Below are 14,511 nucleotides of genomic sequence, written 5' to 3' on the forward strand. Positions count from 1 at the left end.
TCGGCACGGTCCGAGCCGTTCGCCGGTGGCGGGAGCTGACGGTCCACTAGCATCCGTGCCCGGTGCGTCGCCCACGCACCGCCTCCCGCCCTCCCGGGATTCCGGGTCCCGGCCCCTGGAAGTGGTGATCACCCTTGTCGAGGCCCCGCACCGCCCTCGTCCCGGCGCTCGTGCTCAGCGCGGCGCTGCTGTCCGCCAGTGCTCCGCAGGCCACCGCCTCCGACGGGCTGGGCGATCCGGTCTTCCCCACGCTCGGCAACACCGGGTACCGCGCCCTCGCCTACGACCTGTCCTTCGACTACCGGGCCGACACCCGGACCGTGGACGCCACCGCGGTGATCACCGCCCGGCCCACCCGGAACCTCGCCGAGCTGTCGCTGGACGCGCTCGGGCTGAACGTCCGCTCCGTCCGGGTCGACGGGCGCCCGGCCCGGTTCGCCACCCACGACGAGAAGCTGACCGTCACCCCGGCGCGGCCGCTGCACCGGGGCGCCACCGCGCGGCTGACCGTCGAGTACTCCGCCGACCCGCGCGCCGCGCTGCCGCACACCGGCTGGGTGCCGACCCCGGACGGCTTCGCGGTGGCCGGCCAGCCCGCGAGCGCCCACACCGTCTTCCCCTGCAACGACCACCCGGGCGACAAGGCCCGCTTCACCGTCGCGGTGACCGCGCCGGACGCCCTGCGGGGCGTCGCCAACGGCGAGTTGACGGCGACCGAGCCGCTCGGCGACGGCCGCACCACCCGGCGGTACGTCTCCCGCGAGCCGATGGCCACCGAGCTCGTCCAGGTCTCGGTCGGCGACTACACCGTGCGCGAGCGCCCCGGCCCGCACGGGCTGCCGCTGCGCGACGTCGTCCCGACCGCCCGGGTCGCCGACCTCGCCCCGGCCCTCGACCTCACCGCCGGCCAGATCGAGTGGGCCGAGCGGCACTTGGGGCCGTTCCCGTTCGAGTCCTACGGCATCCTGCCGGCCGACACCGACGACCCGGCGGCCTTCGGGTTCACCGGGCTGGAGACCCAGACCCTCACCCTCTACAAGCCGAACTTCCTGCGCCAGGCCGAGCCGAAGATCGGCTCGCACATGATGCACGAGCTGGTGCACTCCTGGTTCGGCGACAGCGTCACCCCCGCCACCTGGGCCGACCTCTGGCTGAACGAGGGCCACGCGGACTTCTACGGCCTCACCTACCGCTACGAACGCGGCTGGCCGGACGCCTGGGGCGACACCACCCTGGTCGCCCGGATGCGCCGGATCTACGGCCTCGGCGACCAGTGGCGGCACGACTCCGGCCCGGTCGCCTCCCCCACCGCCGCCACCCTGTTCGACGACCAGCGCTACACCGGCGGCGCCCTGGTGCTCTACGCGCTGCGGGAGAAGGTCGGCGCGGCCGCCTTCGACCGGATCGAGCGCACCTTCCTGCGCGAGCACCGGCACGGCAACGCGACCACCCGGGACTACGTGCGCACCGCCTCCGAGGTGTCCGGGCAGGACCTCGGCGGCTTCCTGGACGACTGGCTGTACGGGCGGAGCACCCCGCCGATGCCGGGGCACCCGGACTGGACGGTGACGCCGGTGCCGACCACTCCGCCGACCACTCCGCCGACCACTCCGCCGGCCGCTCCGGCCGCTCCGGTCGACGGGGCGCGGGCGGTGGGGCGCGGGGCGTCGGAGGGCACCGGGACGATCTGAGCGCGTTCGCGCGCTCCGGTCGGTTTTCGGACGGTCTGCCGCCGTTCGCCCACCGGAGCGCGCCACCTCACGCGTCCGGGCGCCCCCGTGCGCCCCTGGCCCTCCGGGAGTGCACGGGCCATGGTGGTCCCCACGGCCCGCCTGCCGCCCGGCCTAGCCCCGGCCGGCACGCGGGCCGTCCAGGCTCTCCCCGGGCCGTCGCGGATCCCCCGGCGGCCCGTAACCCTTGTGGCGCACGGTCGTTGGACCGGCCATGAAGAAGCGCAGCTTTCTCGCCGTCGCCTCGCTCGCCGTGGGTGTGGTGGCCTCGCTCACCGCGCCGAGTGCGCACGCCAGTGCCGTCGGCGGCCAGGACGGGACGCCCGGTCCGCTGACCACCGCGCCGGGCGCGGTGCCCGGGCAGGTCGGGGACGCGGGCGGCGTGGTCGGGCAGGCCACCGGGTACGTCACGGGCTCGGCGGACGGTCTGGCCCCGGTCACACCGGCGTAGCGCCTCGGCAGCGCCCCGGGGTTCGGGGAGGGCTCGCGGTGCCCCTCCCCGAACCCCGGTCGGCTCAGGTGCGGACCAGGTACCAGCCGCCCAAACCGCTGCACCCGGCGGCGTTGAAGTTGCCGAGGCGGTAGCCCGGCGGCACCGCGTACCCCCCGCAGACCAGCGTTCCGGGCCTGGCCACCACCTGGTACCAGGCACCGACGCCCCCGCAGCCGTTGATGTTCCGGCCGGTGTTCACGTAGCCGGTCGGGATCGGCGAACCGCCGCAGGTCCACAGGCCGTCCTTGGCCAGCTGCATGAACCAGGCGTCGATGTTCTGACAGCCCATGCCGTTGTTCAGGTGGCCGGTGATGACGTAGCCGGGCGGGATCGGCGAGGTGCCGCAGGTCCACAGCCCGTCCACGGGCAACCGCATGTACCAGGAGTCGTAGCCGTCACAGGCGGTGGGGCGGTGGCCGGAGAGCACGTAGCCGGCCGGGATCGGCGAGGTGGCGCAGGTCCAGATGCCGTTCTGCACGGGCTGCTGGAACCACATGCCGGCGCCGTTGCAGCCGTTGTTCGTGTGGTTGGTGAGGACGTAGCCCGGGGGCACGTTCGTGTTGCTGCAGACCCAACCGGTCCCGGCCGCGGCGGGTGCGGCGGAGGCGGTGCCGGCGGCGGCGCCGGTGAGGACGGCCGCGATCAGTGCGACCACCCCCAGCGCGGCGACGAGTCGACCCCGGAGGGTCGCCCAGGGCGAACGGTCCGGCAGTCGGTGATCCAGTTCGTTCACTTCACACCATTCCCATCAACAGGTCCTTCGCGTCCGCACGGTGATCGTGTGAACGCCCGGTGGTGGAACTGGTGCGACCTTAGCAATAATTGGAACGATCCAAAGTGCCCAGCATGGGCATGACAGAAGATGGCCGGAAACGCGCGCCGGGCCCGGTCGCGGAAGCGGACCGGGCCCGACTGACGAATCGTCAGGGTGCCTGAGACGGAAGGGACTACGGGGACGGTCAGGGCATCGGGGCGCCGAGGTCCTGGGTCCAGAGGGGGCCGGCCGGGCTGCCGGCCACGCCGACGCCGATGTCCTTGAAGCCGCAGTCGAGCATGTTGGACTGGTGGATGCCGCCGTCCATCCAGCGGGCGAAGACGCCCGCCGCCGTGGTCGGACCCCGGTCGAGGTTCTCGCCCCACTGCGACCAGCGGTAGCCGGCCGCTGTGATCCGGGCGTCGGGGCGCAGGCCGTCGGGGTTGACGTGGTCGAAGAAGCCGCGGGCCGCCATGTCGTCGGCGTGCTTCTGGGCCGTGCCGTGCAGCCGGGGGTCGATCCGTAGCGGGGCACAACCCGCCTTGGCGCGTTCGGCGTTGACCAGGTCCACCAACTGCCGCTCCTGGTTGGGCAGCGGCGCGGCGGCGGTCGACCGGGCGGCGGTGGGCGAGGGCGTCGGGGTCGGGGTCGCGCTGGGGGTCGGCGTCGGAGTGGGCGTGGCGCTGGGGGTGGCCGACGGGGTCGCGGGGGCGGCCGCCGCGGTCTCCAGGGCCGCGGCCGGGACGGTGGGTTCGGGCACCGCGGTGCTCGGCGGCTCGCTCTGCTGGGGCCAGACCAGGGCGAGGGTGGTGACGGCCACCGCGGCGGCCGCGCCGCTCGCCAGGACGGCCTTGCGGGCGGCGGTGCCGGCCCAACCGCCGTGCGCGCCGGAGCCGGTGGCCGCGCCGGTACCCGTGCCCGCACCTGCCCCTGCCCCTGCGCCGCTCCCGGCGGCCGTCGCATGCCCGGCGGTCGCGGCGGTGGCCGCCGTGTGGTGGAGGTGCAGCAGGGTGGGCGAGGCCGCCGGGAGCGGCACCATGGCGAGGCCCGCCAGCAGGCCCTCGGCGGGGAAGAGGTCGCGGCCCAGGCCGTCGCAGTCGGCGCAGCCACGGATGTGCCGGGCGATCCGCTTGCGCCAGACCGAGTTCGGGGTGCCGTCGAACCCGGCGGTGACCTCGACGAGTTGGGGGCAGCGCGGATAGGCGCCGAGGGCGCGGACCACGACCCGGCCGGCCTCCAGCTGCTTCTTCATCCGCTGGACCCGGACGGCGGCGTGCGCCTGGGTCAGGTCGAGGGCCTCGGCGAGCTCGGCGCGGCTGAGCTCGCCGCTCGCCTCCAGCCACCACAGGGCGAGCAGTTCGCGGTCGTCCGGATCCAGCCAGCGGGTCGCCTCGGCGACTTCCCGGCGCTGGCCGGACAGGCCCAGCCGCAGGATGGTCAGATCGGTGAAGTCGGCCCGGGGGTCGGGGACTTCCCAGGTCTCGTCCAGACCGCCGACGGTGGGCTGCTGCTGTCCGGCGGCATGACGGCGACGGACCTGGTTCATGGTGATGGCGACCAGCCAGGACCGGAAGGACTCCGGGTCGCGGAGCCCGTCCAGGCCGTCCAGGGCACGGATCATGGTCTCCTGGGCGACGTCGTCCACATCGGCGTGGCCGCCCAGGGCGCGGCCGGCCACGTTGTAGACGAGCGGCAGCCAGGCGGCGACCAGGGCCTCCTGGGCCTGCCGGTCACCTGCCTGTGCCGCGCGTACCAGGGTCGTCCCGGTCCTGTTCTGCACATCAGCGTTCATGGTCCGCACTCCGTCTTGCCGTCTGTCCGTCCGCCGCTGCCTCCTCGGAGACCTGCGGGGAGTGATCAGATAACAACAATGTGCGCGGAATCGGAAAATCGGACTGCCCGGGGGTCGCATCGCGCCCGCCCGGAGCGACCGGATCAGGCCGGGACAGGCCGGATCACGCCGGATCAGGCCGGGGCGGCGAACACCTGGGTCCACCACGGGCCGTCGGTGCCGGTCCGCACGCCCACCCCGAGCTGCTTGAACGCGCAGTTCAGGATGTTGGCGCGGTGGCCCGGGCTGTTCATCCAGGCGTCCATCACCGCCGCCGGGTCCTTCTGGCCCCGGGCGATGTTCTCGCCCCAGGTGCTCCAGCGGTAGCCGGTGGCCTCGATCCGGTGGTCCGCGTGGTAGCCCTCCGGGCTGGCGTGGTCGAAGTAGTTGCGGTCGGCCATGTCGTCGCTGTGCGACTGGGCCGCGCTGGCCAGTCGGGGCTCGGCGCTGACCGGGCCGCACCCGGCCTTGGCGCGTTCGACGTTGACCAGGTCGACGACCTGCTGCGCGTACCCCGGGGCGGCGCCACCGCCGGCCGGCGCGGCGGCGGGTGCGGCGACGGCCCGCTGGGCGGCCACCGAAGTGCCGTTCGCGGCCGGGCGGGTGGCCGTCGGGCTCGCCTTGGCGGTGGCGGTGGGACGGGCCGTCGCGGTCGCCGTCGGGGTGGGCTGGACCGTCGGCGAGGCCGTGGCGGTCGCGGTGGCCGTCGGGCTCGGGGTGGCCGACGGGTCGGTCGCGGTCGGGCTGCCCGAGGGCGGTTCGGCGCCCGCCGGGCCCGCTCCCCCGGCGCCCGGCACCTGGATGCCGTCGTGCGTCCCGACCTCGGCGGCGATCAGCGAGTCGGCCGCGGCCGCCTGCCCGGCGAGGTCCCGGTCCGCCTGCCCGCCGCCGAACGCCGCGTACCCCGCCCCGGCCAGCGCGGCGATCAGGCCCGTCCCGGCCACGGCGGCGACGACCGCGGTCACCGGCACGAACCCGCCGCGCCCACGCCTCCGACGGCCGTGGCCGCGGTCGGCATGACGCTGGGCGGCCCGCCGCGCGGCCCGGCCACCCGGGCGGCCGTGACCGCCGCTCCCGCCGCCGGTCACCGGGATGATGGTCGTCCTGTCGTCGCTGTTCACGTGGCCACTGCTTTCTGTCCAGGCCGGCTGATCGGGTGCCGACACCTGGGAGACCCTCCGGCGGAGCGTCGATAACAGAAAGTCCGTACGAAGATCCGAACGAGGATCCGGCGGCCCGGTCACGGGTTCACTCGACGCCGTTCCCCGGGGCCATGTCGTAGGTGACGAACATCGTCCGGGTGGCGACCTGGTCGTACTTACTGCGCGCCCGGTGGTTGTCGTCCGCCGTGATCCAGCGCACGGTGTTCCAGCCGCGCTCGGCGGCGATCTCCCGCAGCCGGGCCAGCAGCAGGTCCACCGCCCCGCCGCCGCGCACCCCGGGCGTCACGAACAGGTCGTCCAGGAACCCGCCGACCGCGCCGTGCAGCGGCCGGGAGAACGGCCGGAAGTGCGCCAGCCCGACCGGCGTCCCGTCGGCGTCCCGGACCAGCAGGCCCTCCAGCTCGTGCGCCGGGTCGTTGAGCCAGGACCACACCAGCTCGGCCTTCTCCTCCGGCATCGGCACCCGGTAGAACTCGCAGTACCCGCGGAAGAGTTCACGCCAACGCGGATAGTCGCCGGCCTCCGGGGCGCCGACGGTCCAGGGGTGCACGGCTGCGGTGCTGCTCAACTCGGTCTCCTCGTACGGTCCAACGGGCGGGCCGACCCAGCATGACGGACCGCCGGTGCCCCGCCGATCTCCACCGCGGCCAACACCGCCCGCCCCGCGCTCCATTCCGTCGGTGCCCCGGAAGGGTGAAATATGGCCCCCCGTATGGCCCTTCGCCGTAACCCATCGCCTACGGTGGGTCACCTCGACGGCACGGAACGGAGGTTCCCGGCAGTGGACGAACCGACGACGCGGTACCACAGCTACAGCTGGCAGGACGAGGACGGGGCCCAGCACATCGTCCTCTACCCGGGCGAGCAGGAGGCCGACGAGGAGGGCAAGGCGCGCCTGCGGGCCATGGCCGCCCGGGAGCTCGCGAACGCCCGGGCCGAAGAGGCGGAAGGGGCCGGCGAGGGGGAAGGGGCCGGCCCCGGCACGGCCCGCCGCGGCGCCGGCCGGCGCCGGTCCATCACGATCGACCTCGCCAACCCCCTGCCGCTGCCCGGCCCGCAGCTCGACCCGGAGTGGCTGCGGAGCTGGTGCGCGGAGACCGCCACGGCCCTCGCCGGGTTCACCCGCTCCTTCGCCGCGCGGTACGGCTTCCCGCCGGGCGAGCACACCGTGGCCCCGGCGACCGACCACACCCGGCGGGCCGCGGCGGAACTCGCCGAACTGCTGCCCGTGCCCCCCGACCTGGCGACGCTGCACCGGGTGCTCGACCGGGCGTCCCTGCCCGACGTCGACAACGGCTACTTCCTCCACCCGCCCGGGGCGGTGGCGGGGCACATCCTCGAATTCGGCACCCCCGCCGTCGAGGGCGACCGGCTGGCGCTGGTCTTCGGCAGCGACGGCGGCGGCCGCCTGTTCGCGACCGGCCACACCGGACGGGTCTGGCGGTCGACCACGCCCTCCCACGACGGCGACTACGAGCTCGTCGCCGACACCCTGGAGGACTTCCTGGAAGGTGTCGGCCGACTGATCGCCGACCGGTGAACCCGGCTCCGGGGGGCGGACTCCGGCCCGCCCCCAGGGGGTCAGAGCCGCTCGGGCACCGGGTTGCCGACGGCCTCGATGGCCCGGCGGACCGGGACCTTCACCAGCACGGCGAACCCGATCACGAAGAAGACCAGCAGCGAGATGATCGCCGAACGGTAGCTGCCGGTGATCTCGTAGGCGAGGCCGAAGACCAGCGGGCCCATCCAGCTGGTGCCGCGGTCGCTGACCTTGTAGAGGCTGAAGTACTCGGCCTCCCGGCCCGCCGGGATGAGGTGCGAGAACAGCGAGCGCGACAGCGCCTGGCTGCCGCCGAGCACCAGGCCGATCATGCAGGCCAGGGCGTAGAACCAGGCGGGCTGGTGGGCGGGCATGAAGTAACCCAGCGCCAGCGTGACCACCCAGCCGACCAGCGAGCCCAGGATGGTCCGCTTGGCGCCGTAGCGCTGCGCGATCCGGCCCAGCAGCAGCGCGCCGCCGATCGCCACGATCTGCACGATCAGCACGGCGGCGACCAGGGTGCCCTGCTCCATGCCGAGCTCCTCGCTGCCGTACAGCGAGGCCTGCGAGACCACGGTCTGGATGCCGTCGTTGTAGCAGAGGAAGGCGGCCAGGTAGAGCAGCGTCAGCGGGTGCTTGCGCATGCCCTTGAGCGTGCGGCCCAGCTCGCGCAGGCTGCCCGCGGCGGGCTGGTCGGGCGTGGCCGCGGCCCGCGCCCGGACGGCGCCGGCCCGGGACGGCAGCCGCAGCATCGGGACGATCGTGAACAGCGCCCACCACAGGCCGGCCGAGGCCAGGCAGATCCGCACCGCGGTGCCGGAGGAGAGCCCGAGCGCCTCGTGGCCCTGGAACAGCGCCAGGTTGGCGATCAGCAGCAGCCCGCCGCCCGCGTAGCCGTAGGCCCAGCCCTTGGAGGAGACGGCGTCCCGCTCGTCGGGGGTGGCCAGGCCGGGGAGGTAGGCGTAGGAGAGCGCGACGGACGTCGCATAGGCGATGTTGGCGACCACCAGCAGCGCGCCGCCCAGCAGGTAGTCGTCGCCCTGGAGGAAGAACATCCCCATCGTGGCGAGCGCCCCGAGGTAGGCGAAGCCGCACATCAGCTCCTTGTGCCGCCCGGTGCGGTCGGCGACCGTGCCGGTCAGCAGCATCACCGCGACCGAGATCAGCACGGAGAAGGAGACCGTGTACGGGAAGAACGATCCGGCGCGGATCGACAGGCCGAGCGGGTGCACGTCACCGGAGGCGTCGGCGGCGTTCTTGGCCACGTCGGTCAGGTACGGACCGAGGAAGACCGTCAGGACGGTGGCCGAGAAGGCGGCGTTCGCCCAGTCGTTGATGTACCAGCCGAACTGCATCCGACGCAGTTCACGACCGTCGCCGGCGGCTGCCGTGGGCGACGAGACGTCGTCCGGCAAGTGGTCCGTGGTGCTCATGGGGCCTCTATTCCACCGTGCTGGAGCCGCCGCCGCCGTCCGTCCAGCAGCCGCGCTCGCCGAGGACGTCCCGCAGGACGTCGATGCGATCGGCCATGATGCCATCCACACCCAGGTCGAGGAGAGCCCGGATCCGTGTGGGATCGTCCACAGTCCACACGTGGACCTGCAGGCCGAGCCGGTGCGCGGCCCGAACGAAGGCCCGGTCGACCACCCTGATCCCCCGGTGGCGCTCGGGCACCTGGGCGCAGATCCCGGCGAACGGCGTCCGGGGTTCCGGCAGCAGCCGGCCGGCGAGTGAGCGCAGCCGCAGCCGGGCCACCTCGCGCGGGCCCAGTGAGGTGGCCAGCCGGGGGCCGGCGGCGGCCCGCACGGCGGCGATCCGGCTGTCCGAGAAGCCGCCGACGCAGACCCGGTCCCAGGCGTTCGTCCGGCGGATCGCCTCGACCAGCGGGCCGACGGCGGGCGCCGCCTTCACGTCCACGTTGAAGCGGGCCGCGGGAAACGCCCCGAGCAGGTCCTCCAGCAGCGGCACCGGCTCGGTGCCCCCGATCCGGGCCCGTCGGACGGTCTCCCAGGGCAACTCGGCCACCGCACCGGCGCGGTCGGTCACCCGGTCGAGCCGGGAGTCGTGGAAGGCCACCAGCACACCGTCCGCGGTGGCGTGCACGTCCGTCTCCAGGTAGCGGTACCCGAGCGCCACGGCCGCCTCGAACGCGGCCGTGGAGTTCTCCGGGTGCCCGAGCTCACCGCCCCGGTGCGCGAAGGCCAGCGGCCCCGGGTGGTCGAGGAAGGGGTGCATGTGGTGCTCCGAGCTGCAGGGGAGGGAACGCCGGCGCCGCCCGCTCCGACGGCGCCTCGGACCGCGCGCGTTACAGTATTACGCACCCTGTCAAGCAGTAACGGCGACTGCCGGACGGGCCGCCGAGAATAAGATCCACTTCCCCATCGTTGCGGTTGGACGTCAGGACAGGACGAACGCATGAGGGGGAACATCACATGGTCGGGCTTTCGGACGGACCGATGACCTGGGTGATGGCCGGGGACAGCATCACCCAGGCCGCCTACCACACCCACGGCGCGCGCGGCTGGGTCGAGCACGTCCAGGAGCGGATCTGCTGGCAGTTGGGCCGGCGGACCGACGTGGTGGTGAACACCGGCGTGTGCTCCTGGCGGGCCACCGACGTGCTCGGGGCGTACGACCTCCTCGTCGGACGGTTCGCACCGGACGTGCTGTCGCTGTCGCTCGGCACCAACGACGCACGCGCCGGGCTGGAGGGGCTGGAACGGTTCCGCGACGCCATGCGCGAGATCATCGCCCGGTCCGCGGGCGCGCAGATCGTCCTGCACACACCCCTGGTGGTCAGCCACGCCGGGCGCGCGGCCCGCGCCGAGCTGCCCGCGTACTGCCGGGTGGTCCGCGAACTCGCCGCCGAGACCGGCGCACTGCTCGTCGACCACGAAGCGCACTGGCTGGCCGCGTTCCCCGACGGCGAGGCGATCCCGTGGCTGGACGACCCCGCGCACCCCAACGCCGCCGGTCACCGGCAGTTGGCCGACCACACGCTGCGCACCCTGGGCCTGGGCGAGCTCACCGAGCTGTGAGGCCCCCGGTTCCCGCCGCGGGCCCGTCGGTGCCGCGCAGGTCGTAGAGGTAGGACTTGCCCGCCTTCCAGCTGCGCCAGGGGCCGAGCGTCGGGAACGCCCCCTCGCCGGTGCGGCCGGACAGCGGCCAGCCGTTGGCCGTCCCGTCCACGGTCACGGTGCACCAGCCGCGCTCGGGCAGCCAGCGGCACCACAGGTCGAGGTCCAGGCGCTTGAACATCGGCCTGCCGTTGAACTCGCCGTCCCGGCGGTAGCGGTAGGTCAGGCCGTCCACCCGGCGCACGAACTCGATCGACACCGTCGCTCCCCTCGCCGGATCAACCATCGAAGGACACAGGCTACTTCGCCGGGCGGCGGGCCGATGAGGCCGGCCGCGCGACGGTGTCCGCCGGGCGTCCGGCGAAGTACCGTGTAAGGGAAACGCATTGCGCCGCAACGGCGTTCACAGCTGGGAGCCGTTTCGGCCATTCTCGATCCGGCCGCCGTAGCCCTCCGTGGACGGACCAGTGGCGATTAGGTTGACCGTGACAACGAGAGGCGGCCACCGGACGGCCGGCGCCGCCCTGGCGAGAGGTGCCCGACATGCAGGTGAGCGTCGACCGGGACCGTTGCTGTAGCTCCGGCATGTGCGTGATGAACGCCCCGACGGTCTTCGACCAGGACGACCGGGACAGTTTGGTGACGGCACGTCAGGCAGTGCTGCTGCCCGAGCAGTTCGACGACGTCAGAATCGCCGCCGATCTCTGCCCGGGCCGGGCGATCACCGTCGTCGAGGACGATCCCGCGCAGACCGGGGCCTGACGGGCCCCGCCCGCCGGCCCCGCGGGCCCCGCGGGTCGTCGGGAATCTTCCTGGGCCCCCTGCACCCCACGAGGACACCCGAGACGTGAGGAGACCCCCACCGTGACCACCACACCCACCGCCCCCGCCGTCCCGCTGCTGCCGGCCCCGCACTCCGGCGGCTGCCCGTTCGGCCCGCCGCCCGCGTACACCGGGGCCGCCGCCACCGCATCGATGACCAGGGCCGAGCTGCCCGACGGCGAGCTCTGCTGGCTGGTCACCGGCTACGACGAGGTCCGCACCGTGCTGTCCGACCGCCGGTTCAGCGCCGATGTGCGCCACCCGGCCTTCCCGCTGCTGGTCGCCGGCGCCCGCGAGAAGCTGGTCACCGACAACCCGACCTTCCTGCGGCTCGACGACCCCGAGCACGCCCGCCAGCGCCGCATGGTCACCGGGGAGTTCCTGGTCAAGCGGGTGGAGGCGCTGCGCCCGGAGATCCAGCGGATCGTGGACGAGGCGCTGGACCGGATGACCGCGGACCGGACCACGGCCGACCTGGTCGCCGACTTCGCGCTGCCGGTGCCCTCGCTGGTGATCTGCCTGCTGCTCGGCGTGCCGTACGAGGACCACGACCGCTTCCAGGGCCTGAGCCGCACGATGCTCAGCCAGGAGAGCACCGTGGAGCAGCTCCGGAAGGCCCAGGAGGAGGTCCTGGACTACCTGACCGGTCTGGCGGCCCGCAAGCGCGCCAACCCGGAGGACGACATCCTCAGCCGGCTCGCGGTGCGCGACGACCTGACCCCGGAGGACGTCGCCGGCACCGGCGTCCTGCTGCTGATCGCCGGGCACGAGACGACCGCGAACATGATCTCGCTGTCGACCGCACTGCTGCTGGAGCAGCCGGAGCAGATCGCCAGGCTGGCCGACCCGGCCGCGCTGCCCGGCGCGGTCGAGGAGCTGCTGCGCCTGCTGACCATCGTGCACACCGGGCTGCCCCGGGTGGCGGTGGAGGACGTGGAGCTGGGCGGGGTGACGGTCCGGGCCGGGGAGGGCGTGATCGCGATGCTGTCCACGGCCAACCGGGACGAGGAGGTGTTCGGCGGCACCGACCACCGGGCGACGGACGAGCTGGACCTGGGCCGGGACGCCCGGCGGCACCTGGCCTTCGGCTTCGGTGTGCACCAGTGCCTGGGCCAGCCGCTGGCCCGCGCCGAACTGCAGATCGCACTGGAGACGCTGTTCCGGCGGCTGCCGGGGCTGCGGCTGACCGGGGAGCGCGAGTTCCGCACCGAGTCGTTCATCTACGGGATGCGGTCGCTGCCCGTGACCTGGTGAACCGGGTGGGGCGGTGAACCCGGCTGGCCCCGCCGCCCGGGCCGAGGCAGGCTGGAGGGGTGAGGGACAGACCCGGCCAGGCCGCGCCTGCGGTTCGGGCGTGCCGGGGCCGGCCGAGGAGACGGAGCCCGCGATGACCGACATGAGCGAACGCTCCGGGGTGAGCACCGACCGCGAGGAGGACGTCCGCGCCGCGGATCCGGAGGAGGGCATCACCTCGATGCAGAACCTGCACGCGCAGGACACCTCCCAGGCGGAGGGCGACCCCATGCTGGACGAGCCCGGCGTGGAGTCCTGACCGTCCGGCACACCGCTCCGAGCACACCGATCGGACCGCCCGGCAGAACCGGGCGGTCCCTGTGACCGCAGGTGTCGCTGCCGCGGCGGCGGCTCACCGGCGGGGGAGGATAGGCGCATGACCGAACACGATCAAAGCAACCGGCACGCCCGGCCGCCCACGGACCCGCGCACCTCGTGGGCGACCTGGACCACCCAGTCGATCATCAGCGGCCCCGGCGGGGTCACCACCACCGAGATCGGACCGATCTCCGGCGACCTCACCGTGCACACCACGTGGGTGGACGGCGAGGCGCGGCTGACCGTCCAGTACACCGGCGCACTGGACTGGTACACCGTCTCCGGCAGCCCGGTGAGCGCGACGGACGAGAGCACCGCCCGGGCCATCCACCAGGCGATGGTGAACGGCGTCAAGGCCGGCCGCGGAGCGGTCGCCCCGCCCCCGGCCCTCGGCGGCTGAACCGGCCGGACCGACCGAACCGGCGAAAGCGGCCGAACCGGCGGATCACCGAGTGGATCCCGCGCGGGACCTACTCGGTGATCTCCACCCCGCGCCAGAAGGCCACCCGGCCCCGGATGTGCTCGGCCTCGGGCTTCGGGTCGGCGTAGTACCAGGCGGCGTCCGGATTGCTGTGCCCGTCCACCTGCACGGTGTAGTAGCCGGCGGTGCCCTTCCACCCGCACACCGTGGTGGTGTCGGAGGGCCGCAGGAACTCGGCCCGGACCGACTCGGCCGGGAAGTAGTGGTTGCCCTCGACGACGACGGTGTCCGCGCTCTCGGCGACGACCGTGCCCTGCCAACTCGCTGTGGTCATGCGGCGATTGTGCCCCACCGGCGGCCGCCCGGCGGGCGCTTCCGGGGGAATCCCGGGGCTCAGGGCAGCGGGTGGGCGTGCACCGGCAGGTGCGGGGTCTGGTGGCCGCCGCTGGCGAGCATCCGGACCTCGCCCGCGTCGCTGATCTCGGCCCGGACGATCCCGCTGGCGTCCTCGTACACCGGGTGCCCGCCGGGGCCCTTGGCGCTGGTCCGGGTGACCTCCACCACGTCCTGCGGGGCCTGGGTGCCGGGGGTGCCGGGGAAGGTGAGCGCGTAACGGTCGGCGGGTTTCATGACCGGCTCCTGGTGTCGGCGGCTGTCACTGCGCCGCGGCCCCGACGGCCCGGGCGTGCGAGCCGCGGACCTCCAGCTCCCCGAGCAGCTGGGCGGTGGCCTCGGCCACCGCGTCCACGGCCCGGTCGAAGGCCTCGCGGTTGTGCGCCGCCGGGGCCCGGAACCCGGACACCTTGCGGACGTACTGCAGCGCGGCCGCGCGGAAGTCCTCCTCGTCGGCGTCGGGCGTGACGGGCGGGCGCAGCGTCTTGATGTTGCGGCACATGCCCCCAGTCTCGCGCGCCACGGCCGCCGGGGCGAACCCCTTCCGGCACCCTCCGCCACACCCGCGCTTTTCCGTCACCGGGGGCTGCTCGTCACACGGGGCTCACGAGGGCGTCATCCGGCCGGATTAGGATGCCCGGTGAACGAATCACCCCGCCGCGCGCCGGTCCGGTCG

18 protein-coding genes are annotated in these 14,511 nt (G+C 73.9%); 8 read left to right on the forward strand and 10 right to left on the reverse strand.

Features of this window, described 5'->3' with window-relative positions:
• Positions 1–134 precede the first annotated feature (134 nt).
• Together ABTZ03_RS08905 and ABTZ03_RS08910 are read left to right on the forward strand one after the other, a co-directional pair.
• Entirely contained in the window at positions 135–1,691 is a 1,557-nt protein-coding gene (locus ABTZ03_RS08905) for a M1 family metallopeptidase (protein ID WP_350512193.1), read from the forward strand.
• A gap of 253 nt (positions 1,692–1,944) precedes the next feature.
• Positions 1,945–2,181, forward strand: coding sequence for a hypothetical protein (locus ABTZ03_RS08910; RefSeq protein WP_350512194.1), 237 nt, complete (start codon positions 1,945–1,947; stop codon positions 2,179–2,181).
• 64 nt (positions 2,182–2,245) lie between these two features.
• On the opposite strand, the gene ABTZ03_RS08915 is transcribed toward ABTZ03_RS08910, so the two are convergent.
• The 4 genes from ABTZ03_RS08915 to ABTZ03_RS08930 all read right to left on the reverse strand — a co-directional run bounded on the left by ABTZ03_RS08915 (position 2,246) and on the right by ABTZ03_RS08930 (position 6,539).
• Entirely contained in the window at positions 2,246–2,956 is a 711-nt protein-coding gene (locus tag ABTZ03_RS08915) for a hypothetical protein (RefSeq protein ID WP_350512195.1), read from the reverse strand.
• 226 nt (positions 2,957–3,182) lie between these two features.
• The gene (locus ABTZ03_RS08920) at positions 3,183–4,769 is read right to left on the reverse strand and encodes a sigma-70 family RNA polymerase sigma factor (protein WP_350512196.1); all 1,587 of its coding nucleotides are present in this window, start codon (positions 4,767–4,769) and stop codon (positions 3,183–3,185) included.
• Positions 4,770–4,942: 173 nt separating this feature from the next.
• Positions 4,943–5,929: a CAP domain-containing protein gene (locus ABTZ03_RS08925; RefSeq protein WP_350512197.1), complete on the reverse strand. Its 987-nt coding sequence runs from the start codon at positions 5,927–5,929 to the stop codon at positions 4,943–4,945.
• Between the two features lie 127 nt (positions 5,930–6,056).
• The gene (locus tag ABTZ03_RS08930; protein ID WP_350512198.1) at positions 6,057–6,539 is read right to left on the reverse strand and encodes a GNAT family N-acetyltransferase; all 483 of its coding nucleotides are present in this window, start codon (positions 6,537–6,539) and stop codon (positions 6,057–6,059) included.
• Between the two features lie 213 nt (positions 6,540–6,752).
• On the opposite strand from ABTZ03_RS08930, the gene ABTZ03_RS08935 reads away from it, so the two are divergent.
• On the forward strand, positions 6,753–7,511 hold the full coding sequence (locus ABTZ03_RS08935; RefSeq protein ID WP_350512199.1) for an SMI1/KNR4 family protein: 759 nt from the start codon (positions 6,753–6,755) through the stop codon (positions 7,509–7,511).
• A gap of 41 nt (positions 7,512–7,552) precedes the next feature.
• Here ABTZ03_RS08935 and ABTZ03_RS08940 read toward each other — a convergent pair whose 3' ends face one another.
• Both ABTZ03_RS08940 and ABTZ03_RS08945 read right to left on the reverse strand, forming a co-directional pair.
• Entirely contained in the window at positions 7,553–8,944 is a 1,392-nt protein-coding gene (locus ABTZ03_RS08940) for an MFS transporter (protein WP_502894415.1), read from the reverse strand.
• A 7-nt stretch (positions 8,945–8,951) separates the two neighbouring features.
• The gene (locus ABTZ03_RS08945; protein ID WP_350512200.1) at positions 8,952–9,746 is read right to left on the reverse strand and encodes a glycerophosphodiester phosphodiesterase family protein; all 795 of its coding nucleotides are present in this window, start codon (positions 9,744–9,746) and stop codon (positions 8,952–8,954) included.
• 197 nt (positions 9,747–9,943) lie between these two features.
• Here ABTZ03_RS08945 and ABTZ03_RS08950 point away from each other — a divergent pair, with 197 nt between their 5' ends.
• The gene (locus ABTZ03_RS08950; protein WP_350512201.1) at positions 9,944–10,549 is read left to right on the forward strand and encodes an SGNH/GDSL hydrolase family protein; all 606 of its coding nucleotides are present in this window, start codon (positions 9,944–9,946) and stop codon (positions 10,547–10,549) included.
• Here ABTZ03_RS08950 and ABTZ03_RS08955 read toward each other — a convergent pair.
• Entirely contained in the window at positions 10,536–10,847 is a 312-nt protein-coding gene (locus ABTZ03_RS08955) for a hypothetical protein (RefSeq protein ID WP_350512202.1), read from the reverse strand. The two genes, ABTZ03_RS08950 and ABTZ03_RS08955, sit on opposite strands and share 14 nt — an antisense overlap.
• 284 nt (positions 10,848–11,131) lie before the next feature.
• Between ABTZ03_RS08955 and ABTZ03_RS08960 the strand changes: the two genes are divergently transcribed.
• From ABTZ03_RS08960 to ABTZ03_RS08975, 4 genes are all read left to right on the forward strand, one after another.
• Entirely contained in the window at positions 11,132–11,350 is a 219-nt protein-coding gene (locus ABTZ03_RS08960; RefSeq protein ID WP_350512262.1) for a ferredoxin, read from the forward strand.
• A gap of 102 nt (positions 11,351–11,452) precedes the next feature.
• Positions 11,453–12,664 (forward strand): cytochrome P450, encoded by a 1,212-nt coding sequence (locus tag ABTZ03_RS08965; protein ID WP_350512203.1) that lies wholly within the window; start codon positions 11,453–11,455, stop codon positions 12,662–12,664.
• Positions 12,665–12,797: 133 nt separating this feature from the next.
• On the forward strand, positions 12,798–12,962 hold the full coding sequence (locus ABTZ03_RS08970; RefSeq protein WP_350512204.1) for a hypothetical protein: 165 nt from the start codon (positions 12,798–12,800) through the stop codon (positions 12,960–12,962).
• 117 nt (positions 12,963–13,079) lie between these two features.
• Positions 13,080–13,421 (forward strand): hypothetical protein, encoded by a 342-nt coding sequence (locus tag ABTZ03_RS08975; protein ID WP_350512205.1) that lies wholly within the window; start codon positions 13,080–13,082, stop codon positions 13,419–13,421.
• Positions 13,422–13,491: 70 nt separating this feature from the next.
• Here the strand turns inward: ABTZ03_RS08975 and ABTZ03_RS08980 are convergent, their stop codons facing one another.
• From ABTZ03_RS08980 to ABTZ03_RS08990, 3 genes are read right to left on the reverse strand one after another with little or no spacing between them, the layout of a single operon-like run.
• On the reverse strand, positions 13,492–13,776 hold the full coding sequence (locus tag ABTZ03_RS08980) for a DUF427 domain-containing protein (protein ID WP_350512206.1): 285 nt from the start codon (positions 13,774–13,776) through the stop codon (positions 13,492–13,494).
• Positions 13,777–13,835: 59 nt separating this feature from the next.
• Positions 13,836–14,072, reverse strand: coding sequence for a DUF6296 family protein (locus ABTZ03_RS08985; RefSeq protein ID WP_350512207.1), 237 nt, complete (start codon positions 14,070–14,072; stop codon positions 13,836–13,838).
• Between the two features lie 25 nt (positions 14,073–14,097).
• Positions 14,098–14,337: a DUF2277 domain-containing protein gene (locus ABTZ03_RS08990; RefSeq protein ID WP_350512208.1), complete on the reverse strand. Its 240-nt coding sequence runs from the start codon at positions 14,335–14,337 to the stop codon at positions 14,098–14,100.
• Positions 14,338–14,511: the final 174 nt, after the last annotated feature.

The organism is Kitasatospora sp. NPDC096077, assembly GCF_040303245.1.
Taxonomy (GTDB): domain Bacteria; phylum Actinomycetota; class Actinomycetes; order Streptomycetales; family Streptomycetaceae; genus Kitasatospora.

Coding starts and splice junctions, on each gene's coding strand:
- ABTZ03_RS08910 (WP_350512194.1), top strand. CDS start 1,945: ATGAAGAAGCGCAGCTTTCTCGCCGTCGCCTCGCTCGCCGTGGGTGTG.
- ABTZ03_RS08920 (WP_350512196.1), bottom strand. CDS start 4,769: ATGAACGCTGATGTGCAGAACAGGACCGGGACGACCCTGGTACGCGCG.
- ABTZ03_RS08940 (WP_502894415.1), bottom strand. CDS start 8,944: ATGAGCACCACGGACCACTTGCCGGACGACGTCTCGTCGCCCACGGCA.
- ABTZ03_RS08945 (WP_350512200.1), bottom strand. CDS start 9,746: ATGCACCCCTTCCTCGACCACCCGGGGCCGCTGGCCTTCGCGCACCGG.
- ABTZ03_RS08950 (WP_350512201.1), top strand. CDS start 9,944: ATGGTCGGGCTTTCGGACGGACCGATGACCTGGGTGATGGCCGGGGAC.
- ABTZ03_RS08960 (WP_350512262.1), top strand. CDS start 11,132: ATGCAGGTGAGCGTCGACCGGGACCGTTGCTGTAGCTCCGGCATGTGC.
- ABTZ03_RS08970 (WP_350512204.1), top strand. CDS start 12,798: ATGACCGACATGAGCGAACGCTCCGGGGTGAGCACCGACCGCGAGGAG.
- ABTZ03_RS08975 (WP_350512205.1), top strand. CDS start 13,080: ATGACCGAACACGATCAAAGCAACCGGCACGCCCGGCCGCCCACGGAC.
- ABTZ03_RS08980 (WP_350512206.1), bottom strand. CDS start 13,776: ATGACCACAGCGAGTTGGCAGGGCACGGTCGTCGCCGAGAGCGCGGAC.
- ABTZ03_RS08985 (WP_350512207.1), bottom strand. CDS start 14,072: ATGAAACCCGCCGACCGTTACGCGCTCACCTTCCCCGGCACCCCCGGC.
- ABTZ03_RS08990 (WP_350512208.1), bottom strand. CDS start 14,337: ATGTGCCGCAACATCAAGACGCTGCGCCCGCCCGTCACGCCCGACGCC.